Source organism: Nonomuraea ceibae, assembly GCF_019396325.1.
GTDB lineage: Bacteria > Actinomycetota > Actinomycetes > Streptosporangiales > Streptosporangiaceae > Nonomuraea > Nonomuraea ceibae.
Map to the genome: position 1 here is coordinate 171965 of NZ_JAHKRO010000001.1, position 25561 is coordinate 197525.

Sequence of the window (25561 nt, forward strand, 5' to 3'; positions counted from 1 at the left end):
CGCACCATCCAGGGAGACCCACTTCAGAGCGCCCCACCCTTAAGGGGAGGGCCGCTCCCACCGTGTTGGCTCCCACCCACCTCAGGGGACGCCCCCGGGAAGCGCCACGCCTTCCAGACAGACGGGGCGTCCCGCCTCAGGGGCATTCGGCCTCGGGGCGTTCTGTCCCTAAGGCGCCCGCCTCCTCCAGGGCCTGGGGTGCTCAGCCCGAGGGGGCGCTACCCCAGGGAGCTCCCTTCCCGAGAGGGCGCCCGCTTCCGTCAGGGGACGTGGAGGTGTTTGCGGGCGAAGTCGAGCTGCAGGGCCATCTGGGTGATGCGCTCGGCGACGACGAGGGTGCCGCGGACGGAGCTGTACGTGTACAGCTCGTGCTCGCAGCCGCGTTCGGCGAGCTGGTCGACGTACATGCGCACCTGCCGCAGCGGGCTGCGCATGTCGTCCTCGCAGGCGAGGATGAGCACCGGGCTCTTGACCTGGTCGACGTACGTGATGGGCGAGCTGGCGGCGTAGCGCTCCGGCTGTTCGTCGGGGGAGCCGCCGAGCAGCGCGCGGTGGTAGGCGCGCAGGCTCTCGCCCTCGTCCTCGTAGGCCGTCTGGTGGCAGGCGATGGGCAGGGCGGCGATGCCGGCGGCCCAGAGGCCGGGCTGGGTGCCGAGGCCGAGGAGCGTGAGGTAGCCGCCCCAGCCGGTGCCCGACAGGAGGATGCGGTGGGGGTCGGCGATGCCGCGGGCGGCGACGTACTGGCGGACGGCGGCGACGTCGGCGAGTTCGATGTGGCCGACGTCGAGGCGGAGGGCGTCGCGCCAGGCGGATCCGTAGCCGGTGGAGCCGCGGTAGTTGACGCGGATGACGGCGAAGCCGGCGTCGACCCAGGCGGCGACCTCGGGGGAGAAGGAGTCCTGGTCGTGTTCGGCGGGCCCGCCGTGGAGCATGAAGACGGCGGGGAACGGCGCGGAGCCGGTCTCGGGCCGGTTGACGAGGGCGTGGATGCGCCCGCCGGGGCCGTCCACGTCGAGGTCTTCGACGGGGACGCTGGGCGGGGCGGCGGGGCCGCCGGCGTTCATCACGACCTGGCCGGTGCTGGAGCGGATGACGGGCGGCCGGGAGGCGCTGGACCAGGAGTATTCGACGTGGCCGCCGGGGCGGGGGATGGCGTCGTCGATGACGCCGTGGGGTGTGTCGATGAGGGTGAGGCCGCCGCCGGCGAGGTCGTAGCGGTGCAGGTGGCTGCGGGCGCGGTCGCCGCGCAGGATGAGCAGGCCGCGGCCGTCGTGGTACCAGTCGGCGGTGAGGTCGCCGGAGTCCTTCAGCCAGATCTCGCGCTGTTCGCCGGTGACGGGGTCCCAGACGAGGGGTTCGTGGCGGTTGCGGCGTTCGTGCAGGGCGAGCAGCCGGCGGTCGCCGGGCACGGGGGCGAAGGTGAGGCCGTGGATGCCTTTGCCGGGGCCGTCGTAGAGCTCGCTCACGGTGGCGCCGTTCTGGCGGATGACGCGGAGCGCGGGGTGGCGGAAGCCGCCGTATTCGCCGTGGTTGATGGCGATGAGCTCGCCGTCGAGCGACATGTCGGTCACCCAGGCGGCGTCGGGGTGCTCGTACAGCAGGCGGCTGGGCTCGCCGGCGCGGGCCAGGTGGATGCGGAAGGCGCCTTCGCTGGCGAGGGTGAGCGCGACGAGGCCGGTGGTGGACAGCGCGATGCCGCCGGGCTGGCCGGGCGGCAGGTCGGGGGCGACGGGCTCGGCGGGGCCGCCGGAGAACGGCTGGCGGAACCATCGGCCGAATTCGTCGCCGTCGGTGTCGGCGAACCAGTAGACCCATTGGCCGTTGGGGTCGATGGCGGCGTAGGAGGTGCCGCCGGGGCGTTCGGTGACCTGGCGGGTGGCGCCGGTCGCCCGGTCCCAGGCGTAGACCTCCCAGGTGCCGGTGACGTTGGAGCGGTAGATGGAGCGGCTCGGCGCTCGTCGGGCCCAGGTGGGCAGCGACATGCGCGACGCGCGGAACCTGGCCTGCCAGCGTTCCTCCGCCTTCATCCGGCGAGCCCCCTCCCTCTGTGGCCCGTGCCGTCCCGGCGCGGGTTGCCGTCCAGTATTACGCCTGTGTCGCGGAAATACTCCGGGAATGTGGGGGAATTTCGGACTAAATGCCCCATCAGTAACACCTGTCCCACTCATCCGTCAAGGAACGGGTCTTGCGTAAGGTGTCACTTCGAAGGTAGATAGAGAAAACGCCGCCTTCACGACTACTTTTCCCCGCTTTTTCGTGACTCTGGGGGAGAAATAGCTCGAAATTCTCTCCTCCAGCTCCGCCGTCCCCGTGTGCCACGCGCTCGGTCCCATCCCCACGACCTGGAGCACGTCGGCCGGCCCCAGCTCCATCTCGAAGGCGACCTCCTGCCGCGCGGTCTCGGTGAACCCCTCCAGGCTCCGGGCCACCCGCCGCTCCTTGTCGGCGTCGACGGAGAGCAGCCCCAGCTCCTCGACCAGCGGGCTCAGGTGGTCGCCCGTCGGCGTCACGACCACGACCGCCCCGCCCGGCCGCAGGATCCGGCGGAACTCCGGCCCGTTGCGCGGCGCGAACACGTTGATCACCACATCGGCGGCTCCGTCGCGGATGGGCAGCGTGCGCCAGACGTCCGCCACGAACGCCCCCGCCCGGGGATGCGCCCGCGCGGCTCGCCGTACAGCATGTTTGGACACATCGAAGGCCATCCCAACGCCACGCCCCGCAGCCGTGAGCACCGCCGAAAGGTAATAGCCGGTCCCCGCACCGGCGTCAACGATCACCGGCCGGTCCGCAAGCGCTTGCGGTGCCGGGCCGGAACCCATTTCGGCACTACCGTACGCCTTCGCGGCCTCTCCGTCAGGCAAGTGTGAGAACGATTCGGTATGACTGAGAACGCTCCCACCGAGCGCCCTGGCGAGCGGCGCGTAATGCCCCGCTTCGAGGAAGCTCGAACGCGCCGCGACCATCTCCGCGCTGTCGGCGGTCCCGGGCGGGCGGGAGCCGACCAGCAGGCTCACGTAGCCCTGCTTGGCCACGTCGAAGGAGTGCCCCCGGGCGCACCGCAGCGCGTCGGCGTCGAGCCGCACCGGCTCCCGGCAGACCGGGCAGGCCAGGTGTCCGACGATGTCAGCCAGCATCAGGCCATTGTGGCCGAGGTCAGGAACGCCGCGTTGGAGGGGGTGTCGCGCAGCTTGCCGACGAGCATCTCCATCGCCTGCTGCCGGTCCAGGCCGCTCAGGCTGCGGCGCAGCCGCCACACGATCTGCCGCTCGCGGTCGGGCAGCAGGATCTCCTCGCGGCGGGTGCCGGAGGCGTCCAGGTTGACGGCCGGGTAGAGGCGCCGCTCGGCCAGGTCGCGGGCCAGGTGCAGCTCCATGTTGCCGGTGCCCTTGAACTCCTCGTACAGGCTGTCGTCCATCCGCGAGCCGGTCTCGACGAGCGTGGTGGCGAGGATGGTCAGCGAGCCGCCGCCCTCGACGTTGCGGGCGGCGCCGAAGAAGCGCTTGGGCGGGTAGAGCGCGGCGGCGTCGAGGCCGCCGGTGAGGGTCTTGCCGCCGCCGGGCGCCAGGTTGTTGTAGGCGCGGGCCAGCCGGGTCAGCGAGTCGAGCAGCAGCACGACGTCCTGACCGGCCTCGACCAGGCGCTTGGCGCGTTCGATGGCGAGCTCGGCGATCGCGGTGTGGTCGCGGTCGGGGTGGTCGAAGGTGGAGGAGAAGATCTCGCCGCGCACCGTGGCGCGCATGTCGGTGACCTCCTCGGGCCGCTCGCCGACGAGCAGCGTCATGAGGTGGACCTCGGGGTGGTTGCGCGTGACGGCGTCGGCGAGCGCCTGGAGGACCATGGTCTTGCCGGCCTTGGGCGGGGCGACGATGAGCCCGCGCTGGCCCTTGCCGATGGGCGCGAACAGGTCGATGACCCGGGTGCTGAGCGATTCGGTCTCCAGGTGGAGACGCTCCTGCGGGTGTACGGGGGTCAGCTCGGCGAAACGCGGCCGGTTCCGCCAGTCGGCGTGGCCGTTGACGGTCTCGACGCTGGCGAGCTTGCCGTCCGACGCCTCGGCGACGACGTGGTCGCCGGGACGCAGGCCGTACTGCTGGATCTGGGCCGGGCTCAGGCGCAGGTCGCCGGGGCCGGGCAGGTGGTCGATGCGGATGTAGGCGGCCTTTTCCCGTACGTCGAGAAGGCCCTTGTGAACAGACATGGTGAACCCCTTGAGGGTGCGCCGAACGAAGGAGAACGCCGGCGGGAAATGAGAAGACCGGCCCCGCGAAGAAGGGGGCGGTGAGATCAGCGGAGCTTGAAGCTCAACGCTGGGGGCAACGTATCACACGTCGCTGTCCATGCAACGCCTAGTCCTGTTGGGCTATTCCCGGGGGATTCCTCGTGTCCCGGCGCGCGTTCGGGGCAGCGGAACGTAACAATGTTCTTCTCCGCTCCCTCTGCGTCCGAGCAAGCGAGCTGCAGGACCTTTGCAATGCGCCGAAGGTTCCATGGAGAAGAGAACCCTAGGGGGATGAGATGAACAGCACCCGCTGCCCGCGCTGCCACAGCGAGCTCGACGAGGGCCCGATCATGTACCGGTGCGCGACCTGCTGCCGCGCCGTCTACGCGGCCGACCTGGAGAACGAGTACGTGCCGCGCGAGCCCGTGGCCGCCTAAGCTGGGCGCGTGCCGCACGAATCGAAGATCGTTTCAGGCGTCGAGGTCACGCCGCTCTGCGACGCCGTGGGCGCGATGGGCGAGGCGATCCGCCGCCCGCTGCCGGAGATGTTTCCCGGCTCGGCGCTGCCCGACGAGCCGTGGGTGCTCCACTTCCACTGCTACCTGCTCCGCGACCGGGCCGGACGCCTGACGCTGGTCGACACCGGCATCGGCGGCCCCGGCTCGCTCGCGTCGAGCTGGGCGCCCGTTCCCGGCACGCTGCCCGGCGAGCTGGCCGCCGTCGGCGTCGCGCCCGCCGACGTCGACACGGTGATCCTCACCCACCTGCACAGCGACCACGCGAGCGGCGCCGTCTCCGACGACGGCCGGCCGATCTTCGAGAACGCCCGGTACGTGCTCCAGCAGGCCGAGCTCGACGCCGCCGAGAGCGCGACGCTCGACCGGGTGGTCACCCCGCTCAAGGCCCAGTTGCACGTCGTCGACGGCGACACCGAGGCCGCGCCCGGCGTGCGCGTCCACCTGACGCCCGGCCACACGCCGGGCCACCAGATCGCCCGCGTCGGCGACCTGGCCGTGACCGGCGACCTGGTCCTGCATCCCGCGCAGCTCGCCGACCCGGCCGTGCGCTACGTCTACGACGACGACCAGGAGCGGGCCGCCGCCACCCGCGCCGCCGTGCTCGCCGAGCTGCGCGCCGCCCGCGCGCTGCTCGCCACGGCGCACTTCGCCGACCCGTTCGTGCGGCTTTGACCGGCTCTGGCCAGGCTCTGACCGGCTAGGCGCCCGTGAGCGCGGGCTGGTCGGCCAGCAGAGACGCCGGCAGCGACACCCTGGCCGTCAGGCCGCCGTACGGCGACGCGGTCAGGGCGACCTTGATGCCGTGCCTGGCCGCCAGCCGGCCGACCACGAACAGCCCGAGCCGGTCGCTCTGCGCCAGGTCGAACTCGGGCTTCTCGGCCAGGCGGGTGTTGAGCTCGTCGAGCTCGGCCCGCGACAGACCCAGCCCGCGGTCCTCCACCTCCACGATCAGCCCGTACGGGGTCGCCGTGGTGCGCAGGTCGACCCGGGTGCGCGGCGGCGAGAACAGCGTGGCGTTCTCGATCAGCTCGGCCATCAGGTGGGCCACGTCGGTGACCGCCGAGCCGGTCAGCGCGACGGGCGGCGCCTGCAGCACCTCGACCCGCTGATACTCCTCCACCTCGGCCACGGCGGCGCGCAGCACGTCCAGGATCGGCACCGGGTTGCGCCAGCCGCGGCCCGGCGTCTGGTCGGACAGGATGATCAGGCTCTCCGCGTGGCGGCGCATGCGCGTCGTCAGGTGGTCGAGCTTGAACAGGTCCTCCAGCTCCTCGGGGTCCTCGGTGCCGCGTTCCATGCCGTCGAGCTGCAGGAGCTGGCGGTGCAGCAGCGACTGGTTGCGCCTGGCCAGGTTGACGAACACCTGGTTGACGCCGTGCCGGAGGCGGGCCTGGGTGACCGCGGCCTCGACGGCCGTGGACTGCACGCGGTTGAACGCCTGCACGATGTCGCGCACCTCGGACGTCTCCGCCTTGATCTCCAGCGGGGGGAGCTCGGCCGCGGAGGGCGGCTGGGTGCTCGTGCGCAGCCGCTTGACCAGGTCGCGCAGGTGCACGTCGGCCAGTTCGGTGGCGGCGTCGCGGAGGCCGGCGAGCTCGCGTACCAACCGCTTGCGGAAGCGCAGCGACAGCAGGATGGAGGCGATCACGGCGAGCAGCCCGATGCCGCCCGCGACGCCGATCTTGGTGAGGATGCCGGTGGCCGCGGGCGTGACCCGCTCGGTGATGGCCTTGGCGGTGACGCGCTGGGCGCGCTCGGCGGCCTTCCACAGGTTGGTGGCGTCCACCGGCCAGGTGGCGGCGTCGGCGGGCAGGCCGTTGATGATGGCCTGCCCCCTGATGGCGTCCTCGGCCTCGGTGAACTCCGTGTACATCGGGGAGGCCATGAGCTGCTGGTACGGCTTGCGCAGCCCGTCGTCGAGGTGGGACATGGCCTGGGCGTGGAGCAGCCGCCGGGTGGCCGTCCAGTCGGCGAACGCCTCGCGCTCGGCGGGCGTCACCCGGCCCCGGCTCAGCACCACGGCGATCATCGCGCGCTCGCGTGACAGCAGCTCCTTGGCCTCGCCCAGCATGGTCAGCGCGCGGGCGTTGCGGTAGAGCGTCATGTCGGGGACCAGCACCATCGCGTCGTACATGCGGAAGGAGGCGTCCACGATCTGGCTGTAGCCGTTGATCAGGTCGAGGGGGGCCGCGCCGGTGGCGTCGACATCGCGCCGGACCTGCGCGAGCTGGTCGAGCCGCCGGTTCAGAGTGGTGAGCTGGGCGGTCATCTCCGGGCTGAGGCCGCGCCGGCTCGCCGCCAGCGCACGGAACCGCTTGGCCGCCGCGTCGGTCTGCGAGCGCTGGATCTTCAGGGTCTCGGCATTGCGCCTGGCGGCCACGTACTGGATCGAGGACAGCCGCTCGTTCTGCAGGTGGGTGGTGAGTTCCTCGGAGGGTTCGGCCAGGTTCGTCGCCAGCTCGTCGATCTCCAGCATGCGCAGCCCGTCGCCTGCCGTCAGAGCGGCGGCGAACGCCCACAGGCCGACCAGGGAGGTCAGCGGGACGAGCAGGAGGATGAGGAGTTTGATCGCGATGGGACGGCCACGTGTGGGGGGCATGCGACCTCCGGGTGCATGATGAGCGCGCAACGCAGATTACACCCGTCATGCGAAGTATCGCCGCGAATCACCGGTGCGGGGCCACCCCGCCACCCCGCACCGGTGAGGTCACCGCGCGCGCTCCTCACGGCCGGCGACCAGCCGGTCATCGGCGTGCCCGTCAGCGTGCCCGTCGGTGCGGCCGTCAGCGCGGCCCGCGATCGGCTTGCTTGCGGCGGCGTGCTCGCGTTCGAGCTTCCGCTCCAGCTCGCGCTTCTCGTCCTCCAGCCGCGCCACCTTGTCGGAGGCGTCGGCGCGTACGTGAGCCAGCCGGCGGCGACGGCGGGCGGACCGGCGCGAACCGGCGGCGATCAGCCAGAAGCCGAGCACCATCACCGCGGCCGCCGCCGCGCCCGCGAGGAACATCTCCACGTGGTCGGGCTGGAACGTGTAACCGAACAGGATGTACCGGGCGCTCTCCTCCGTGATGGCCACGACGGCCGCCGCGCCGGCGAGCAGGACCAGTAACAGACCCAGAAAGATCATTTCGTCTCACTCCTCGTCGTCAGAGCGAGATCCCCCTGCCCATCATCCGGCGCGGTATGCCCTGCCCACACGGGCTCGCAGGTCATGATGGCGGTCATGAGACCCGAACCAGGACAGGTGCTGCACTTCTCCGAGGACCCCACCATCGAGCGGTTCGTCCCGCACGTCGCACCCACCTCACGGCAGAGCGAGCCGTACGTCTGGGCGGTCGACGGCGAACGCTGTCCCTCCTACTGGTTCCCCCGCGCCTGCCCCCGCGCGATGGCGTGGCCCGGATCGCGCACCACGCGGGAGGACGCCGACCGGATCATCGGCGCGGGCTGCGGCGAGCGGGTGCACGCGATCGAGTACGGGTGGCTGAAGGCGATGATGGACGTGCGCCTGTTCGCCTACAGGCTGCCCGCCGACGTCTTCACGCCGCTCGGCGACCCGCCCGCCGCGGTCGTGGCGACCGTGCCGGTGCTGCCGCTCGGCCCGCCCGAGCCGGTCCGCGACCTGTTCGAGCTGCACGAGGAGGCCGGGATCCAGCTCCGCGTGCTGGACAATTTGTGGCGGTTCTGGAACGAGGTGACGGCCAGCACGCTGGAGTTCAGCGGGATCCGGCTCCGGAACGCTCGGCGATGAGCGCCATCAGCGTCTCCAGCGGCATCGAGCCAGGCTCGCGGCGCTCCCTGGCGAACCGGTTGGCCTCCCGCTGGAGCACCTCGTTGGCCGGGGTGGCGATCCCGAGCTCGCGGGCCAGCAGCACGATCTCGCCGTTGAGGTAATCTGCCTCGATCGACCCGGTCGCCCTGGTCAGGCTCTGCCACGACGAGCCGCCGCCGCGCATGCTGCCGCCGATCGGCAGCAGGTCCACCTGGTCGCGGCGCAGCTCGCGCTCCTCGCGCGGCGTGGAGTAGCAGATGCCGGCCTCCTCCAGCACGTGGGTGCCCTCGCACCTGGCCAGCTCCAGCACCTCCTCCACGCCCGGTTCGTGGCCGACGAGCGCCTCGACGGCGTTGGCCAGGTTGGCGAGCAGCTTGCCGTACTTCCAGCGCATCACCTCGGCCGACGGCAGCGCGACGAACCTGCTGCGGTCGAGGTCGATGGCGATCTGCTTGGCCAGCTCGTCGGAGCCGTGCGGGTAGCAGCCGACGTGCAGCAGCCCCGAGCGCGGCGAGCCGTAGGCGGCCACGGTGCCGGGCTCGGTGTGCAGCGCGGGCAGCCACACGCACATCCCGTAGACCCGCTCGAACCTGCGCAGCGCGGTGCGCTCGTTCTCGACGCCGTTCTGCGCGCACACCACCGGCAGGTGGGTCGGCCACGGGGCGAGCGCGGTCACGGTGTCCTGCGACTTGGTGGCGACGATCAGCACGTCGTCGTCGCGGCACGCCACCGGGCCGTCGGCCGCCGGGATGTCGAGGAGGTCGTCGGAGTAGGGCGTGAGGAGGCGCAGGCCGCGGTTCTTCAGCGTCTCGTAGTGGGCGCCCCGGGCGACCAGGAGCACGTCGTGCCCGCCCTGGAACAGCCGGGCGCCGATCGTGCCGCCTACGGCCCCCGCTCCGATCACGATGTAACGCATGCTTCCGAGCATGTCATCCGCTCGCTCACGAGCGCCACCGAGGTGCCCGAGTCGGCTCGCTAGACGCGCGCCTCTGCGGCCCTGGCCAGGATCTCGTCCACCGTCTGCGCCGGCGTCTGCGCGGAGGTGTCGAGCCACAGCCCCAGGCGGGGCGTGTCGCGGCGCAGCGCCGCGTCGAGCTCGGCGACCGTCCACGCCCCGTAGCCGGTCTTGGCCCGCTCGCGCTCGCGCCGCTCGACGACGGCCGCGCTCGGGGCCAGCACCACCACGTGCAGCGGGCGGGTGCGGATCAGCCCGGCGAACAGCTTCAGGTCCGCGCCGAGCACCACGTCCTGGACGACCGCGGTGAACCCCTCGCCGGCATACAGGTCGGCCGCCGCCGCCGCGATCCGGTAGCGCAGGCGGAGCTGGCGTACGGCCTCCTCCGGCTGGTCGGGCGTCATGCCGACGCCGCCGCTGACCACCATCCGCCGGAAGGCGTCGCCGCGTACGTGCGCCGCCTTCGGCAGCCGCTCGGCCAGCGCCTGCGCCACCGTGGACTTGCCCGACGCGGAGATCCCGGTGATCAGGAACGCGGTCACGCCCCGACCAGCTTCCGCACCCGGTCGGCCCCCACCGCCATCAGCAGCGTGGGCAGCCTGGGCCCGGTGTCGCGGCCCACCAGCAGCCGGTAGAGCAGCGCGAAGAAGGCCCGCTGGGCCGCCTTCACCTCGGGCGTCGGCTTTGCGTCGGGGTCCAGGCCCGCCTGGCGCTTCGGCACCCCGTACACCAGCGTGGTCAGCCCGTCGAGCGACCAGTGCGCGTCGAGGCCGTCGACCAGCATGGCCAGGGCCTCGCGTTCGGCCTCGCCGAGCGAGTCCAGCAGCTCGGCGTCGGGGGCCTCGCGCACGCGGGTGCGCTGCTCGGCAGGCACCTGCGTGTCGATCCACCGCTGCGCCCGGTCGAGCCGGGGCCGCGCCTCCTCCAGCGAGCCGATCGCGTCGACGTCGCCGAGGATGCGCAGGATCTGCGCGGAGTCGCCGGTCGTGACGTCGGCGATGGAGGCCAGCGTGCGGTAGGCGACCGGTCGCGGCGTCACCGGCAGCGGCCCGGCCGCCGTGCGCACCGCCCGGCCGTGCGCCGCCAGCTCGGCGGGCTGCGCCTCGCCGCCGGCGACCTTGCGGCCGAGCGCGTCCCACTCGTCGTAGAGCCGCTGGATCTCCTGGTCGAAGGCGATCTTGAAGGACTGCGAGGGCTTGCGGCGCGCGTACAGCCAGCGCAGCACCGGCGCCTCCATGATCTCCAGCGCGTCGGCCGGAGTCGGCACGTCACCCTTGGAGCTGCTCATCTTCGCCATGCCGGTGATGCCGACGAACGCGTACATCGGCCCGATCGGCTGCTCGCCGCCGAACACCTCGCCGACGATCTGCCCGCCGACGATCCACGCCGACCCGGGCGAGTGGTGGTCGACGCCGGACGGCTCGAACACCACCCCCTCGTACGCCCACCGCATCGGCCAGTCGACCTTCCACACCAGCTTGCCCCGGTCGTGCTCGGCCAGCCGCACCGTCTCGCCGAACCCGCACTCGCACGTGTAGGCCAGCTCCGTGCTGTCGTCGTCGTAGGCGGTCACCGTGGTCAGGTCGCGCTCGCACAGCTCGCAGTAGGGCTTGTACGGGAAATAGCCCTCGCGCTGCTGCGACCGGTAGCGGGCCAGGACGGCGTCGATCCGCTCCCGCTCGCGCATCGCCAGCAGGATCTGCTCCCGGTAGGCGCCCGAGGTGTACTGCTCGGTCTGGCTGATGCCCCGGTATTCGACGCCCAGCTCGGCCAGCGCGGCCTCCATCGGCGCCTTGAAGTGCTCGGCCCAGGACCCGTACGGGCTGCCGGGAGGCGCGGGCACCGAGCTCAGCGGCTTGCCGATGTGCTCGGCCCACGACGGGTCGACCCCCGCGGGGACGCGGCGGAAGCGGTCGTAGTCGTCCCACGACAGCAGGTGGACGCACGCGTGGCCGCGCCGCCTGATCTCGTCGGCCACCAGGTGCGGGGTCATCACCTCGCGCAGGTTGCCCAGGTGGATGGGCCCCGACGGGCTCAGCCCCGAGGCGCACACGATCGGTTTGCCCGGCGCGCGACGCTCCGCCTCGGAGATGACCTCGTCCGCGAATCGGGAGACCCAGTCGGCCTCCGTGCTGTCAGCAGCGCTCATCGCGCCATTCTTGCGGCTCGGCGGCCCGGCCGCCAACGCGTTCGCCCCCGTCAGGTCAGTTGCACGCGCCCGAGCGGGCTCTCCAGCACTGCGTGGAGCGCCACCGGCGCCCCCGCCTCGACGTCCAGCTCCACGTCCAGGGCGCGCAGCCGGGCCAGCAGCAGCGGCGGCTCCGGCACGGTCGCCCTGAAGGCCGTCAGCTTCACCTGCGGAAGCCCCGACGCGGCCGGATGCGGCGTGGCGCCCCAGTCGATGAGGAACGGCACCGGATCCACCCGCCCCGGCTCGTCCCAGCGGGTCAGCCGCCACTCCAGCAGCCGCCCGTCGGGGGTCCGGCGCGACATCGGCTCCACGTCGCCCGGGTCGTACCCCCGCGCCCGCGCCTGCCGTACGGCCGCCCCGATGTCGTCGGGGTGCACCGCCCACCCCGCCAGCCGGGGCACGTCGAGCAGCTCCAGCTCGGCCGCCCGCCGCCGCGTCGCCGGGTCGGCCGCCGGGTCCGGCCCGATGATCTCCAGGTACGCGGACGGTCCCAGTCCGACCAGGTAGTTCGCGGTGCCGCCCGGATGGCTGCCGCCCGCCACCGGGGTCACGCCGGTCCTGTCACCGAACTCGGCCACGGCCGCGGTCAGATCGGGCACCGCGTACAGCAGATGGTCCAGTCGACGATCGATCAAGGTCGGCCCCTCCCATGTCGGCGTAGAGCCATCCAAGTCCGGCATGGGCGGCGCGGCAATCACCGCCGCGCTACTCGCCGGTCACGCCGTCGATGCGCTCGCGCAGCAGGTCGGCATGGCCGTTGTGGCGCGCGTACTCCTGGATCAGGTGAACCAGGATGCGCCGGTGCGACACCTCGTTGCCGTCGCGCCGCCGCTTGGCGATCGCGTCCAGCGGCAGCGCCGCCGACACCTGCCGGGCCCGCTCGATCTCCGCCCGCCAGGTGGCGAACGCCTCCTCGGCCGAGGCGTCGTCCACGTCCTCGAAGTCGGCGTCCTGGCGCTCCTGCTTGCCGTAGAGCAGCGGCACGTCCTCGTCGTCGATCATCCGCCGGAACCAGGCCCGCTCCACGTGCGCCATGTGCCGCACCAGCCCCAGCAGCGACATCCCCGACGGCGGCACCGCGCGCCGCCTGAGCTGCTCCTCCGACAGGCCCGCGCACTTGGCGGCCAGCGTCTCACGATGCCAGTCGAGCCAGCTGTAGAGGATCGCGCGCTCGTCACCGTCGAAGATCGGAGGAGTCCTGGTCTCTGCCATGGACGCCCACCCTACCGAGTGGTGATCACCAGGTACGGGACGGTCCCCGAGCCCAGGCCGCCGATCGCCGTGCCCACCCCGCCCGACTCCGCCAGCCCCACGCTCGCCGGGCCGCCGACCTTCGGCCGGAAGTAGCCGGTGAGGTTCAGCTTCACCCAGGCGCCGTTCACGCCCACTGCCGGGAACTCGCCGAGCTGCGCCCCGAGCTGCGGGCGCGTGTCGAAGGTGACCCCGGCGTTCCAGCCGTTGCCCATCGCGTACGCCATCGCCGCGCCCTGAGTGTCGACCGAGTCGTCGACCCGCATGTGCGCGTGCAGCACGACGGAGGCGATCCGGTCCGGCTTGACCTTGACCCGGCTGAGGTCGAAGCGGAAGTACGTCTCGCGGTAGAAGCCCGGGTTGCCGTTCTTGACCTTGCAGACCTGGCAGGCGGGGAACGACTTGGCGGAGTAGCCGCCGCCCCGGACCATGTTCGTCAGCGTGGCGGGCACCCGCAGCGTCCGGGGGCCGCTCTCCGGCTCGGCCTCCGGCTCCGGGGTCGCCTTGGACCCGACCGTCAGGGGGAGCGCGGCCACCTTGGCCGAGCCGTTCATCGTCACCTTGACCGTGATGCGGACCCGGCCCTCCTTCAGCACCGTCACCTGGCCGTCGGGGCTGACGGTGGCCACGCGCGGGTCGGCGCTGTGGAAGTCCAGGTCCGCGCGGGCCAGGCGGGCCGGGCGGCCGTTCGACAGGCGGCCGGTCACCTTGAGGCGGAACGTCTGGCCCGGCGCGTGGACCTTCGCGTCTGTCGAGAGGGAGACCTTGGCGAGGGTGGGCTTGCCGGCCTTCGCCGACGGCTCGGACGAGGCCGAGCTCGACGCGGGCACGACGGGCTCGGTCGCGGTGGCGACGGCGAGGGCGCCGGGCGTGACGGTGGCGGTGGGCACCGCCGTCGCGGGGGCGAACCCGCCGGTCAGATGGACGGCGGCCACGGCGGCGGCCGACGCGGTGACCACGGCGGCCCCCGCGACCACCCAGCGCCGCGACGACCTGCGGCTCGGCCTGGTGTGGAGCGGTTGGTCCTGATGGGCGTACGACGGCGGGCCGGGCATCCCGGGCACCGGCCCGCTGCCGGGGGCCTGCGGTGCGCTGCCGGGAACGTGTGGCGCGCTGACCGGTGTCTGCGGGCCGGGTGGGGGCGGGCCGTGCGGCGTGGGGCCGAGGGTCTGCGGGGTGGGGCCGACGGGGTGTGGTGGTGCGGGGGCTGGCGGCGGGACGGCGGTCGCCGGCTCGGTCACCGGGAGCGCGAGCGCCCGCTGCACCTGCTGCAACTCCCGGACGAAGGCCCAGGCGTCCTGCGGCCGGCCGCCCGGGTCCTTGGACATCGCCCGCTCGACCAGGGCGCGCAGCGGCGCGGGAACGGCGTGCTCCGGCAGCGGCGGCAACGGCTGCCTGAGCACCCTGAGCAGCAACGGCGCCACCCCGGCATCGGCCGGATCATGGTAGGCGGGCCGCCCGGCCAGCAACTGGTAGAGCGTCGACCCGAGCGCGTACACGTCCGAGCGCACGTTCTGCGGCGAGCCGTTGAGCACCTCCGGCGCCGCGTGGTGCGGGGTGAACGTGAGCGTGTTGGACGAGAGCTGCCCCACGTCCAGCATGCGGGCCACGCCGAAGTCGGCCAGCGCGGGCTCGCCGTACTTGGAGACGAGGATGTTCTGCGGCTTGATGTCGCCGTGGAAGACCCCGGCGTCGTGCACGGCCGCGAGCGCGCCCGCCACCTTGACGCCGATCCGCAGCACCTCGTGCGGCGGGAGCGCTCCCGCCCGGCTGTGGAGGCTGCCGCCTTCGTGGAAGTCCATGACGATGTACGGCCGGCCGGCGGCGGTCGTGCCGGTGTCGAGCGCGGCCACGATGTTCGGATGGTCGCTCAGCCGCCCCATGACCTCCAGCTCCCGCCGGAAGTTGCGCAGCGCCCGCTCGTCCACGTCGGCCACCGACAGGATCTTCACGGCGACCACCCGGCCGACCCGCTCGTGCAGGGCGCGGTAGACCACGGCGAAACCGCCCTGGCCCACGGGCTCGATGAGCTGGTAGCCGGGAATCTGCTCCCGAGGATCCCCCATTGTCACCCGACAGATAGTGGCATATCGGAAAATCTTTGTCAGGGATCCCGCGCCCTCAGGCGCGTCATTGAATTCCGTCGGCAGCCCGGCAAGGGCGGAATAAAGGAAAAAGCAAGCTTGCGTTTTACGGGTGGTCAGTCCTCGGCCACTGCCTGCTTGACGATCCGGGCGATGCGGGCCTCGTCGTCCGGGGTCAGGTCGGTCAGGGCGAAGGCGGTGGCCCACATGTTGCCGTCGTCCAGCCGCGCGTCGTCGTTGAAGCCGAGCGTCGCGTACCTCGACTTGAACTTCTGCGCGCTCTGGAAGAAGCAGACGATCTTGCCGTTCCTGGCGTACGCCGGCATCCCGTACCACAGCTTGGGGGTGAGGGCGGGGGCGTTGGTCTTGACGAGGTCGTGGATGCGCTCGGCCAGGAAGCGGTCGGAGTCCTGCATTTCGGCGATCTTGGCGAGGACGTCGCTCTCGCCGTCGGCCTTGGTGGCGCGCGAGCCGCGGCGGGCGGCCTTCTTGAGCTCCTGGGCGTGCTCCTTCATCGCGGCCCGCTCCTCGTCCGAGAAGCCCTCGAACCCGGTGCCGCCGGTCTTGTCCTTGGTGTCATTGGTGTTCGCCATTGCGAGGTTCCTCCCGTACATGTCCTTCTGGGTGACTCTCATGTTAGGGAGGCAGGGAGACGGGCCGCTTCTCGAAAACTGATCGATGACCGCCTCGCCTCGGACCGCCTGCGTCAGCGCCGGCGCCCGCCCCTGCGGCTCATCAGCGCGCCGATCAGCATCCCGATGCCCACGCACACCACCAGCGTGATCCACAACGGCGCGGTCACCACGATCATGAACAACTGGATCGCCGCATCCTGCCGGTTCTGCAGGATGAACACGATCGCCAGCACCAGGAGCGCCAACGCCACCCACACCCGAGGCGGCACCGACCCCAACGGGCTCGTCGGCCTCTGCTCTGTCATGATGTCCCCCGAACTGTGAAGCCCCTCCACGCAGGCCATACCCGCATTGCCCCGGCCTCGACCACGAGCCTCGTGGGTCAGGGGCGTTCGCGCTCCCACTGGTCGAGGAGCTTGGGGAACTCGCGGCCCATGAAGCCGTACAGGTCGCGCATCCGCTCCAGCCTGGCCCGGCTCGCGGGGTTGTCCCCGGCCACGGCCAGGCCCTGCTCGGCGAGTTGGGCGAACGCGGAGAACTCCGCCATCTTCGCCCGGAACGCGCGCCCGAACACGTCCTCCGTCAGCCGGTAGTGGTCGCGGCGGCCCCGGGGCGGCCGGAAGCGTTCGACGAGCCCGCCGCGTTCGAGCTGGCCGAGGGCCACGCTCATGCTGCTCTTGGCCACGCCGAGCCGGTCGCACAGCCCTGGGGCGTCGGCGGAGTCGTCCGGATCGACCAGCAGCACGCCGATGACCCGCCCCGCCGTGCGGCTGAGCCCCAGCCGCTCGAAGTAAAGCCCCGCACTCTCCACGAACTCCTCAGCACCGGCCACCCCTCGATTCTATTCTGTTCGGATCGTTCCGAACAGAATAGAATCCCCGGCATGCTGTCCATCGCCATCACCGGCGCCAACTCCGGGATCGGCCTGCGCGCCGCCCGCACCCTCGCCGCCGGCGGCCACCACGTGCTGGCGCTCTGTCGGGACCTCGACCGAGGCCGCGCCGCGCTGGCCGAGATCAACGCCCACGCCGCGCACCCGGCCACCCTCGTCCAGGCGGACCTGTCGTCCCCGGACTCCATCGAGGCCGCCGCCGACCAGCTCACCCGGACCGCCGGCCACCTCGACGTGCTCGTCAACAACGCCGCCGTCTTCGACCAGACGCTGCGCGAGCCCCGCTTCACCGCCGACGGCCACGAGCTGTTCTGGGCCACCAACCACCTGGGCCCCTTCCTGCTCACCGCCCGCCTCAGCCCGCTGCTCGCCGCCGCCGCCCGCCCGCGGGTGATCAACGTGGCCAGCAAGGGGCTGCTCTCGATGCCGCGCATCCGCATCCGGTTCGACCAGCTCGACGATCCGAGCTGGTTCACCCCGACCCGCGCGTACTACCACGCCAAACTCGCCCAGATCATGACAACCATGACCCTGGCCGAGAGGGCGGAGAAGGCCGAGAAGGAGGAGAAGGCCGAGAGGGCACAAAAGGGTGCGGGTCGCCTGGAGGTCACCTGCGTGCGCGTTCCCGCCGTCCGGCTCGACGCCGGCCGGGTGGCCGCCATGCCGTGGCTGCTGCGCACCCTGTACGCGCCGAAGAACCGCATGGCCGTCCCCGCCGAGCGCCTCGGCGACACCTACGCCCGCCTGGCCACCGGCGACGGACCCCTGCCCGGCCCGTACGTGGACGAGGACCTGCGCCCGGTCCGCGCGCCGGCCTTCGCCTACGACGAGCCGGCCCGCGAGCGGCTGTGGGCGGCCTCCCAGGCCGCCACCGGCAACCCCGCCTGGGCCTGGTGACCCCGCCTGGGCCTGGTGACCCCCGGCTACCAGTGGGCGGGCCGGTACGCCGCGCCCCAGCCGGTCGCCTGCCAGGTGCCGGCGTGCGGTCGCAGGCGTGAGCTGTGGTCCTCCCAGGTCGTCGGCTCGCGCGTCCAGGCCCGTTCCGCCGCGGCCGGGAGGCGGGGGAGCAGCAGGAACGCCAGGTCGTCGAAGCCGTCGACGGTCTCCGACCAGATCGCCGCCTCCACGCCGGCGATGCGCACGTCCAGCCCCGCCACCAGCGATTCGGGGGTCCAGTCGAACATCTGCCGGAGGGTCTTGGCCGGGTAGTCGCGGAAGCCGAGCCGGGCCCGGCGCGCCTCCCCGTCGGCGTCGGCGGCGGGTTCCGCGTAGGGGCGGTCGAGGTAGAGCACGTCGCTGGACGAGAGGAGCACCGGCAGCCCGGCGGCCGCGGCGGCGGGGCCGTCGCCGGGCGCGAGCGCGAACAGCTCCACCATCTGGTCGACGAACCGGTGCGCGGACTCCGGCAGCTCGGCCTTCTTCGCGTCGGCGTCGATGCTCGTCTCCGCGCCGATCCACAGCTGCACGAGGTCGCCGGGGCCGAGCGCGCCGGCGCGTACCGCCTCCTGCCAGGCGACCACCCGGCTGCCGGCCGCGTGCGCCGCCCGCACGGCGAGGCCGACCGCCCGCGTGTACGCCTCGAACGGCATGCCGAACGGCTCGTCGCCGCCGATGTGGACGAACCGGGCGCGGGACGCCTGGACGAACTCGGTGACGGTGTCGGCGATGAACGACTCGGCCCCCGGCGCCGCGGGGTCCACGTAGCCCAGCCTGGCGGCCATCCCGCCGTCGGTGAGCTCCGGATAGGCGCGGGTGGCGGCGAGCGAGTGGCCGGGCAGGTCGACCTCGGGCAGGATCGTCACCCCGCGCGTCTCGGCGAACGCCGTCAGCTCGTCCAGGTCGCGCAGGGTGATCAGCTCGCCGGGCGAGGTCGCGTCCAGCCCCGGGCGGGCCGCGGACTGCAGCCGCCAGCCGTCGGAGTCGGTGAGGTGCAGGTGCAGCACGTTCAGCTTGTAGCGGGTCAGCAGGTCGACGACGCGGCGGATCTCGTCCACGCCGAACGGGTGCCGTACGACGTCGACCATCAGCCCGCGCCACGCCAGGCGGGGCCCGTCGGCGATCCGGCCCACGGGCAGCCGGCCGGCCAAGCCCTCCGCGAGCTGGACGAGCGTCGCGGCGCCGCGCAGGACCGCCTGGGGGGTCGGCCCGGTCACCGTGACCTCGCCGGGGGCGATCGTGATCGTGTGCCGCTCGTCGGGCGCGGCCTCGTCCGGGGCGATGCCGTCGGCGGGCGGCACGTCGGCGGGGGCCGCCCCGAGCTGGAGCGTGATGCGCAGCGGCGGCGCGTCGCCGGTCCCGGCGGTGCGGGCGAGCTCGGCCCGGAGCCAGTCGCGGGCCGCCTCCAGCGGGGCCTCCGCCTCGATGACGACACGGGCGGGGTCGAGGACCGTCGTCGTGGTGTCGTCGAGCGTGACCGCGTGCGGCCACGGCACCAGCGCAGGCGGGGTCATCGGCGGCCCCCCAGCAGCCCGGCCAGCGCCGGAATGCCGGCCACGGTGTCCTGGAAGCGCCGGGCGATGAGGCCCAGCCCCTCCTCGGTCGGGTGCAGGCCGTCGCCCAGCAGCCCGGCGTCGTCCTCGCCCAGCAGCGTACGGCCGTCCACCAGGTGCAGGTGGGAGTCGTCGCGGTCGGCGTGCGCCCGTTCGAGGATGCGCCGGGTCCCGGCCAGCGTGAGGGCGCCGTCGTCGCTCTCCAGGGCCCGGACCGCGCCCGCGGCCCGGCCGTCGCGGTCGACCGTCGGCCCCGGCGTGTGCTCGTGCGCCGGGCAGGCGATCGCGGTGACGAGGACGATCGGCGTGTCCGGATGGCCGTCACGGATCAGGTCGAGGAAGCCGTGCACGGCGGGCAGCATCGCCCGGGCGCGCATCGAGTCGACGTTCACGAGGTTGATCCCCACTTTCAGGGTGATCAGGTCGGCGGGGGCGTCCCTGATCATGCGGGCGACGAACGGGTCCAGTTGCGCGTTGCCGCCGAAGGACAGGTTGCGCAGCCGCCAGCCGGTGGCGAGGGCGACCCGCGCCGGCCAGGTGCGGTCGGGGGCGGACGCCTCCAGCCCGTGGCTGATGGAGCTGCCGTAGTGGATCCAGCGCGGCGCGCCGTCGGGCGGCGCGGGCGTGACCGGCGCGTCGGCGTCCAGGCTGACGACCTCGACCGCGCAGTCGTGCGGCAGCAGGATCTCGACGTGCTTCTCCCGGCCGTCGGGGACCAGAGCCATCGACACGTCGGACGGGCCCCGGCGCTCGGCTCCGGCGATCCGGTGGCCGGCGTCCATGATGACGACGTCGCCTTCGGGGATCGCCACGTGCTCGGCCACCACGCCGTCGACGACCAGCGCGAGCAGGTGCGGCCGAGCGGGCTCGACCCCGGCCGGCCGGACCGACCGGGTGTGCAGGCGCAGGGTCAGCAGGGTCGCGCTGGTCGTGAACCGGAGCGAGACGCCGGTGGGCGCCTGCTCCATGAGCTCGAACCAGGTGTCGTCGTGCTGGGCGCGCGCCCACGGCGGCAGCCGGCGCGGACGCAGCCCGCCGTGGTGCCCCGGGTCGAGCGCCGCCGCGCCCTCGATGAGCCGGGCCAGCTCGGTCACGACGCGGCCCCCTGGCGGAGGGTCGCCTCCGGGTCGCGGACGAGCCGCGCGTACCAGCGGGCGCTGGGCTTGACCGTACGCCGGAACGTGGTCCGGTCGACCGAGACGAGGCCGAAGGTCGGCTCCCACGAGCCCCACTCGTAGTTGTCCAGGAGCGACCAGTGCAGGTAGCCGCGCACGTCGATGCCGTCGGCCAGCGCGTGGGCCAGGCCCAGCACGGCCTCGCCCGTGTACGCGATCCGCTCGTCGTCGTCGCCGGTCGCGATGCCGTTCTCGGTGACGAGCAGCGGCGTCGAGCCGCCGAGCCGGGCGGCGGTGTGGCGGACGGTGTCCTCCAGGGCGCGGGGGTAGTACTCCCAGCCCATCATCGTGCGCCGGTCGTCCGGGCCGGGGACGATCAGGCCCTGCTCGCCCGCGCGCATGCGGCTGTAGGCCTGCACGCCGAGGAAGTCGTCGCCCTTGGCCACGTCGATGTACTGGTCGTCGATCAGGTAGGACATCTCGGCGGTGCGGTCGGGGCCGGCGCCGTGGTCCTGGACGTTCTGGTTCGCCACCGTCCATCCGGATCTGAGCCCGGGGACGGACGCGAGCAGTTCGCGGGCCGCCTCGTGCGCGCGGGTCAGCGCGGCGGTCACGCCGGGGTCGGGCACGACGAACGCGGGCACCTCCCCCTCGGCGGCGTGCCTGCGGCGGGCGACCATCATGGCGACCATGTTGGGCTCGTTGATCGTGCAGACCCAGCGGACGCCGTCGAGGATCGGCAGCACGGCCCGGACGTACTCGGTGAAGTGCGTGAGCGCCTCGCCGGAGGTCCAGCCGCCCTCGGCGCGCAGCCAGGCGGGGTTGGTGAAGTGGTGGAGCGTCACGACGGGAGTCAGGCCGCGCTCGGCGCATCCTTCGATGACGCGGCGGTAGTGGTCCAGCATCGCCGCCGAGGGGTGGCCGGGCGCGGGGACCACGCGGGCCCACTCGACGCTGAACCGGTAGGCGTTGAGGCCGAGGTCGCGGGCGATGTCGAGGTCTTCCGGCCAGCGGTGGAAGCTGTCGCAGGCGTCTCCGGACCGGTCGCGCAGGGCTCCCGATCCGTCGTTCTCCGCGTGCCAGAGGTCGCTGCCGACGTTGTTGCCCTCCACCTGGTGCGCAGCCGTCGAGGCCCCCCAGAGGAAGCCGTCCGGGAAGGCCACCGGGTGCGGGGTCGCCATGTTCACTCCTGTCGGGGATGTCGTCATTTGAGGCCCATCGTGGCGATGCCCTGCACGAAGTAGCGCTGCAGGGACACGAACAGGGCCAGGATCGGGGTGATGATCAGTACGGCGCCGGCGAGCAGCGTGCCGTAGTCGGTCGCGTACTGACCGGTCGAATAGAGCGAGAGCGCGACCGGCAGCGTGTACATCTCCTCGGTCTGGCTGGCCACGAGCGGCCAGAGGAAGTTGTTCCACGAGCCGAGGAAGGTGAGGATGCCGAGCGTCGCCAGCGCGGGCCCGCACAGCGGGAGCACGATGCGGGTGAAGATCCGCAGCTCGGACGCGCCGTCGATGCGTGCCGCCTCCAGCAGCGAGTCCGGGATGTCCAGCATGAACTGGCGCATCAGGAAGACGCCCACCGGCTGGGTGAGGAACGGCAGGACCAGGGCCGCGTACGAGTCGAGGATGCCCATCTTGGCGACGATCACGAACAGCGGGACGAAGGTCACCACGCCCGGCACCATGATCGTCACCAGGACGACGCCGAGCAGGATCCGCTTGCCGGCGAAGTCCATCTTGGCCAGCGCGTAGCCGACCATCGAGCAGAACAGCAGGTTGCCGAGCACGGTGATCACCGCGACGACCAGGCTGTTGGTGAAGAACGTGCCGAAGTTCAGCTCGGTCAGCCAGCGGGTGAAGTTGCCTCCGGTGGGGGACTGCGGCCACCACGTCGGCGGGTCGGCGAAGATCTCGTCCTGCGTCTTGAACGAGCCCAGCACCATCCAGGCGAACGGCGCGAGCCACGCCACCAGGCCGGCGGTCAGCACGACGTACGTGAGGGCCCGGGCTGACAGGAGTTTGGTCATGTCGATCTCCTGAGCAGGCGGAACTGCAGGATGCTGACCGCCGCGATGACGACGAACATGATGTAGCTCGCCGCGGACGCCTTGGCGAAGTCGCCGAAGCCGAAGGTGTTGAACGTGTAGTACGTCATGGAGAGCGTGGAGCTGAGCGGGCCGCCCTGCGTCATCACGAAGGCTTCCTCGAAGAACTGCAGGTAGCCGACCGAGATGAGCACGCTGCCCAGCAGCATCGTGGGCCGCAGCAGCGGCAGCGTGACGCTGCGCAGGCGGCGCCAGCGCCCGGCGCCGTCCATCTCCGCGGCCTCCCTGACGTCGGTCGGGATGGCCTGGAGCCCCGCCAGGAAGATGATCATCAGGGTGCCGGTGTTGCGCCAGACGGCCATCAGGATCAGCGACGGCAGCGCCCAGGTGGTGCTGTTCAGCCAGTCGGGACCCTCGACGCCGACCAGGGCGAGGACCATGTTCAGCAGGCCGTCGCGGGCCAGGATGTAGCGCCAGATGACCGAGACGGCGACGACGCTCGTGACCACCGGCGCGTAGAAGGCGACGCGGTAGATCGGCCGCAGCCGCCGGATGCCGGAGTTGAGCGCCAGCGCCAGCCCCAGCCCGAGCGCCACGGTCACGGGGATGCCGACGATCACGAACAGCGCGGTCACCCAGGCGGCGTTCTGGAACTCGGGGTCGGAGAGCACGTTCGCGTACTGCTCGAACCCCACGAAGTCGACGTTGAACGGCGACTGGATGTCCTGCGCCGTCATGTCGGTGAACGAGAAGCCGATCGAGCTGGCGATCGGCAGGATCATGAACACCGCGAAGACGACCACGAAGGGCGCGGTGAACAGCCAGGCGATCAGCGTCTGCCGGCGGCGGCGCTCGGAGTTCGCCCCGCCGGCCCGGCGGGCGCGCACGTCATGGGACGCGCGCACCCGTCCGGGCGCTGTCGAAGGTGTGGATCGCGACACTGCTCAGGACACCCCGATGCCGTCGGCCTGCTTCTGGAGCTGCCGCAGCGCGTCGGACACCGGCTTGCCGCCCTTGACGATCTGCTCGATCGCGGCGTCGCCCGCCGCGCCGACCTTGTCGAAGCTGACGACCTGCGGCGGCGCCTTGGCGGTCTTGAGCTGCTCGGCGAACGCGGCGAGCGTCGGGTCGGAGACGAGGGCCGGGTCCTTCCAGGCGCTCTCGATCGACGGCAGGTCGCCGCTGACTTTGTACCAGGCGGCCTGGGTGTCGGCCTGGCTGAGCCACTGCACCAGCTTCCAAGCGGAGTCCGGGTTCTTGGCGCCCTTGAAGACCACCAGGTTCGCGCCGCCGACGAACGAGGTCGAGCTCTTGCCGGCCGGCAGGGGCACGGTCGTGTACATGCTCGCGAACTTCTCGCCGCCGGCCTGAGCGATGGCGCCGCGCAGGAACGGGCCGGCGACGAGCATGGGCGTCGCGCCCGTCATGAAGTCCTTCACCGCGGCGGCGGGAGCCGTGTCGGCGTTCGGGTCGGCGATGCCCTTCTCGAAGTACGAGGCCAGGTACTCGAAGGCGGAGGCGAACTCCTGGGTGTCGAGCGTCCAGGCGCTGCGGTCGGCGTTCATGAGCTCGGCGCCGCTGGACCACGCCATCCAGAGCGCCGACTGGAACGACCCGGTCGTGCCCGCGGGCAGCCGGATGCCCCACTTGGCCCCGGCCTTCTTCTGCAGGTCGGCGGCCATCTGCTGGAGCTCTTCCCAGGTGGCCGGCGGCTTGTCCCAGCCTGCCTTCTCGGCCAGGTCCGTCCGGTAGTAGAGCGCACGCACGTCGACGTACCAGGGCACTTCGAGGAGCTTCCCGTCGATCGTGCCCGTCGAGACGGACCCCGGGTACATGCCGGAGGTGTCGATGGCGTCGGGCACGGGCGCGAAGGCGTCCTTGAAGACCGGCAGGCCGGGCATCATCGCCAGGTCTGGAACGTTCCCGGCGGCGATGGCGGTCTGGAACTTCTGGTAGGCCGAGTCCCACGGCATGGCCGTCACGTCCACGGTGACGCCCGGGTTGTCGGCCTCGAACTTCTTGACGAACTCGGGCAGGAGCTCGCCCTCGTTGCCCATCGCCCACATGGTGATCTTGCCGGTCGCCTTGGCCGCGACGGTGGACGACGGCTGGGCCTGCCCGCCGCCGGCCTCTTCGGCGCGGCCACAACCGGTGAGCGCCGTCGCCGCGACGATCGCGGCCAGGGCGGCCACTGTCGATCTGTATCGCACGGCCAGTTCCTTCCTGTTGACCTGCATGCCTCCCCCGAGTGGATGCGAATTTATGCGCTTAACAAGCCAAGAAGCCAGCCCCATTGCGCAATCGAGATAAAACTCTTCAGCGACACCCGCAGCTACGGCCGATCACCGTGCGCGTCGGAAGCACGTACGACGTGGGGTGGGAGAGCCCGGCGGCCGTGTCGGTCAGGATGCGCACGGCCAGCCGCCCCATCGACGCGAACGGCTGCCTGACCGTGGTCAGCGTCGGGTCGGAGAGCCGGCCGGCGATGATCCCGTCGAAGCCCGTGACCGCGACGTCGTCGGGCACCCGGATGTCGTGGCGGGCCAGCAGGTCGATCACCGTGAGCGCGAGCTGGTCGGTGGCGCACACCAGCGCGTCGGGCAGGTCGCCGGCCGTGATCGCCGCGCGCAGCGAGCGCAGGCTGTCGCGGGTCAGCGCCGTCGTGTCGAACGGCTCGTCCGGGACCGGCAGCCCGTGCGCGGCCAGCGCCGCCTGGAACCCGGCGAACCGGGCGCCGATGTCGGGGGCGGCCAGCTCGCCCAGGAACACCAGCGTCCGATGGCCGTGCTGCCCGATCAGGTGGTCGACGAGCTCGCGCACGGCGTCCTCGTTGGAGACCGTGATGTGGTGCAGCGGGTCGTGCATGGGCGGGCTGCTGAAGATCACCACCGGGACGCCGCGACCGACGTGTTCCAGCAGGTCACGCGCCGCGCCGCCGGGGAAGATCGCCAGCCCGTCGACGCTGCCCGCCAGGTCGATGCTGCCCAGCGAGTCGCGGCTGGCCCCCGACCCGAGCATCACCGAACGGCCCAGCCGCCGCGCCTCCAGCTCGAAGCCGCGCTGGATCTCGTCCACGTAGAGAGGGAAGCGCCGCACGTCGCCGAGGCCGTCGAGCTCCTTGGCCACCAGGGTGTCGAGATCCAGGGCCGGGGCGCTGAGGTCGGACGGCAGGAACATGTCGAAGGCGTACAGGCCGAGCGCCTGCGAACGGCCCTTCGCCAGCCCGCGCGCGCTGCCGCTCGGCACGTAGCCGAGGACCCGCGCGGCCTGGAGGACCAGCTCCCGCGTCTCCGGACGGACCCGCTCCGGCTGCCGGAACGTGTGCGAGACCGTCGCGATGGAGACGCCCGCGCGCTCGGCGACGTCGTAGACGGTCGTCCTCTGCGCCACCGG

The 25561-nt window shown here is 72.2% G+C and carries 25 protein-coding genes; 4 read left to right on the forward strand and 21 right to left on the reverse strand.

The window, feature by feature from the left end; genetic code table 11:
- Positions 1 to 260: 260 nt before the first annotated feature.
- From KME80_RS00965 to rho, 3 genes are all read right to left on the reverse strand, one after another.
- Positions 261 to 2027: a S9 family peptidase gene (locus tag KME80_RS00965; protein ID WP_219498988.1), complete on the reverse strand. Its 1767-nt coding sequence runs from the start codon at positions 2025 to 2027 to the stop codon at positions 261 to 263.
- A 144-nt stretch (positions 2028 to 2171) separates the two neighbouring features.
- Positions 2172 to 3137 carry a putative RNA methyltransferase gene (locus KME80_RS00970; protein ID WP_219498989.1) on the reverse strand — a complete coding sequence of 322 codons (966 nt, stop codon included), beginning with the start codon at positions 3135 to 3137 and terminating at the stop codon, positions 2172 to 2174.
- A complete protein-coding gene (rho, locus tag KME80_RS00975) occupies positions 3137 to 4201 on the reverse strand; it encodes a transcription termination factor Rho (RefSeq protein WP_219498991.1) in 1065 nt (354 codons plus the stop codon). Before rho ends, KME80_RS00970 begins: the two co-directional genes overlap by 1 nt.
- Before the next feature lie 317 nt (positions 4202 to 4518).
- Here rho and KME80_RS00980 point away from each other — a divergent pair, with 317 nt between their 5' ends.
- Positions 4519 to 4659 carry a hypothetical protein gene (locus tag KME80_RS00980; RefSeq protein WP_219498993.1) on the forward strand — a complete coding sequence of 47 codons (141 nt, stop codon included), beginning with the start codon at positions 4519 to 4521 and terminating at the stop codon, positions 4657 to 4659.
- Between the two features lie 9 nt (positions 4660 to 4668).
- Positions 4669 to 5412: an MBL fold metallo-hydrolase gene (locus KME80_RS00985; protein ID WP_308125566.1), complete on the forward strand. Its 744-nt coding sequence runs from the start codon at positions 4669 to 4671 to the stop codon at positions 5410 to 5412.
- Between the two features lie 25 nt (positions 5413 to 5437).
- Here the strand turns inward: KME80_RS00985 and KME80_RS00990 are convergent, their stop codons facing one another.
- Both KME80_RS00990 and KME80_RS00995 read right to left on the reverse strand, forming a co-directional pair.
- Positions 5438 to 7339, reverse strand: a complete 1902-nt coding sequence (locus tag KME80_RS00990; RefSeq protein ID WP_219498995.1) for a sensor histidine kinase — start codon at positions 7337 to 7339, stop codon at positions 5438 to 5440.
- A gap of 108 nt (positions 7340 to 7447) precedes the next feature.
- On the reverse strand, positions 7448 to 7864 hold the full coding sequence (locus KME80_RS00995) for a hypothetical protein (protein ID WP_219498998.1): 417 nt from the start codon (positions 7862 to 7864) through the stop codon (positions 7448 to 7450).
- A gap of 96 nt (positions 7865 to 7960) precedes the next feature.
- On the opposite strand from KME80_RS00995, the gene KME80_RS01000 reads away from it, so the two are divergent.
- Positions 7961 to 8488, forward strand: coding sequence for a DUF6886 family protein (locus KME80_RS01000; RefSeq protein WP_246643609.1), 528 nt, complete (start codon positions 7961 to 7963; stop codon positions 8486 to 8488).
- On the opposite strand, the gene KME80_RS01005 is transcribed toward KME80_RS01000, so the two are convergent.
- From KME80_RS01005 to KME80_RS01045, 9 genes are all read right to left on the reverse strand, one after another.
- Positions 8454 to 9425 (reverse strand): ketopantoate reductase family protein, encoded by a 972-nt coding sequence (locus tag KME80_RS01005; protein WP_219499000.1) that lies wholly within the window; start codon positions 9423 to 9425, stop codon positions 8454 to 8456. The genes KME80_RS01000 and KME80_RS01005 overlap by 35 nt on opposite strands.
- Before the next feature lie 59 nt (positions 9426 to 9484).
- A complete protein-coding gene (locus KME80_RS01010; protein WP_219499003.1) occupies positions 9485 to 10006 on the reverse strand; it encodes an AAA family ATPase in 522 nt (173 codons plus the stop codon).
- Entirely contained in the window at positions 10003 to 11613 is a 1611-nt protein-coding gene (lysS, locus tag KME80_RS01015; protein WP_219499004.1) for a lysine--tRNA ligase, read from the reverse strand. Before lysS ends, KME80_RS01010 begins: the two co-directional genes overlap by 4 nt.
- Before the next feature lie 50 nt (positions 11614 to 11663).
- Positions 11664 to 12290 (reverse strand): VOC family protein, encoded by a 627-nt coding sequence (locus tag KME80_RS01020; RefSeq protein ID WP_246643611.1) that lies wholly within the window; start codon positions 12288 to 12290, stop codon positions 11664 to 11666.
- Between the two features lie 70 nt (positions 12291 to 12360).
- A complete protein-coding gene (locus tag KME80_RS01025; protein WP_219499007.1) occupies positions 12361 to 12867 on the reverse strand; it encodes a DinB family protein in 507 nt (168 codons plus the stop codon).
- Between the two features lie 11 nt (positions 12868 to 12878).
- Entirely contained in the window at positions 12879 to 14972 is a 2094-nt protein-coding gene (locus tag KME80_RS01030; RefSeq protein WP_246643687.1) for a protein kinase domain-containing protein, read from the reverse strand.
- 134 nt (positions 14973 to 15106) lie between these two features.
- The gene (locus KME80_RS01035) at positions 15107 to 15583 is read right to left on the reverse strand and encodes an iron chaperone (RefSeq protein ID WP_246643613.1); all 477 of its coding nucleotides are present in this window, start codon (positions 15581 to 15583) and stop codon (positions 15107 to 15109) included.
- A gap of 113 nt (positions 15584 to 15696) precedes the next feature.
- Entirely contained in the window at positions 15697 to 15870 is a 174-nt protein-coding gene (locus KME80_RS01040) for a lipopolysaccharide assembly protein LapA domain-containing protein (RefSeq protein WP_246643615.1), read from the reverse strand.
- A gap of 137 nt (positions 15871 to 16007) precedes the next feature.
- Entirely contained in the window at positions 16008 to 16457 is a 450-nt protein-coding gene (locus tag KME80_RS01045) for a GbsR/MarR family transcriptional regulator (RefSeq protein ID WP_219499016.1), read from the reverse strand.
- A gap of 51 nt (positions 16458 to 16508) precedes the next feature.
- On the opposite strand from KME80_RS01045, the gene KME80_RS01050 reads away from it, so the two are divergent.
- A complete protein-coding gene (locus tag KME80_RS01050) occupies positions 16509 to 17414 on the forward strand; it encodes an SDR family NAD(P)-dependent oxidoreductase (protein ID WP_219499019.1) in 906 nt (301 codons plus the stop codon).
- 26 nt (positions 17415 to 17440) lie between these two features.
- On the opposite strand, the gene KME80_RS01055 is transcribed toward KME80_RS01050, so the two are convergent.
- The 7 genes from KME80_RS01055 to KME80_RS01085 all read right to left on the reverse strand — a co-directional run bounded on the left by KME80_RS01055 (position 17441) and on the right by KME80_RS01085 (position 25558).
- Positions 17441 to 18967, reverse strand: coding sequence for a family 20 glycosylhydrolase (locus KME80_RS01055; protein WP_219499022.1), 1527 nt, complete (start codon positions 18965 to 18967; stop codon positions 17441 to 17443).
- Positions 18964 to 20100, reverse strand: coding sequence for an SGNH/GDSL hydrolase family protein (locus tag KME80_RS01060; RefSeq protein WP_219499025.1), 1137 nt, complete (start codon positions 20098 to 20100; stop codon positions 18964 to 18966). The genes KME80_RS01055 and KME80_RS01060 overlap by 4 nt, the downstream gene beginning before the upstream one ends.
- Positions 20097 to 21302: a glycoside hydrolase family 1 protein gene (locus KME80_RS01065; protein ID WP_219499028.1), complete on the reverse strand. Its 1206-nt coding sequence runs from the start codon at positions 21300 to 21302 to the stop codon at positions 20097 to 20099. Before KME80_RS01065 ends, KME80_RS01060 begins: the two co-directional genes overlap by 4 nt.
- A gap of 23 nt (positions 21303 to 21325) precedes the next feature.
- Positions 21326 to 22150: a carbohydrate ABC transporter permease gene (locus KME80_RS01070; protein ID WP_219499031.1), complete on the reverse strand. Its 825-nt coding sequence runs from the start codon at positions 22148 to 22150 to the stop codon at positions 21326 to 21328.
- Positions 22147 to 23073, reverse strand: coding sequence for a carbohydrate ABC transporter permease (locus tag KME80_RS01075; protein WP_219499034.1), 927 nt, complete (start codon positions 23071 to 23073; stop codon positions 22147 to 22149). Before KME80_RS01075 ends, KME80_RS01070 begins: the two co-directional genes overlap by 4 nt.
- A 39-nt stretch (positions 23074 to 23112) precedes the next feature.
- Entirely contained in the window at positions 23113 to 24378 is a 1266-nt protein-coding gene (locus KME80_RS01080; RefSeq protein WP_219499037.1) for an extracellular solute-binding protein, read from the reverse strand.
- A 106-nt stretch (positions 24379 to 24484) separates the two neighbouring features.
- Positions 24485 to 25558: a LacI family DNA-binding transcriptional regulator gene (locus tag KME80_RS01085; protein WP_219499041.1), complete on the reverse strand. Its 1074-nt coding sequence runs from the start codon at positions 25556 to 25558 to the stop codon at positions 24485 to 24487.
- Positions 25559 to 25561: the final 3 nt, after the last annotated feature.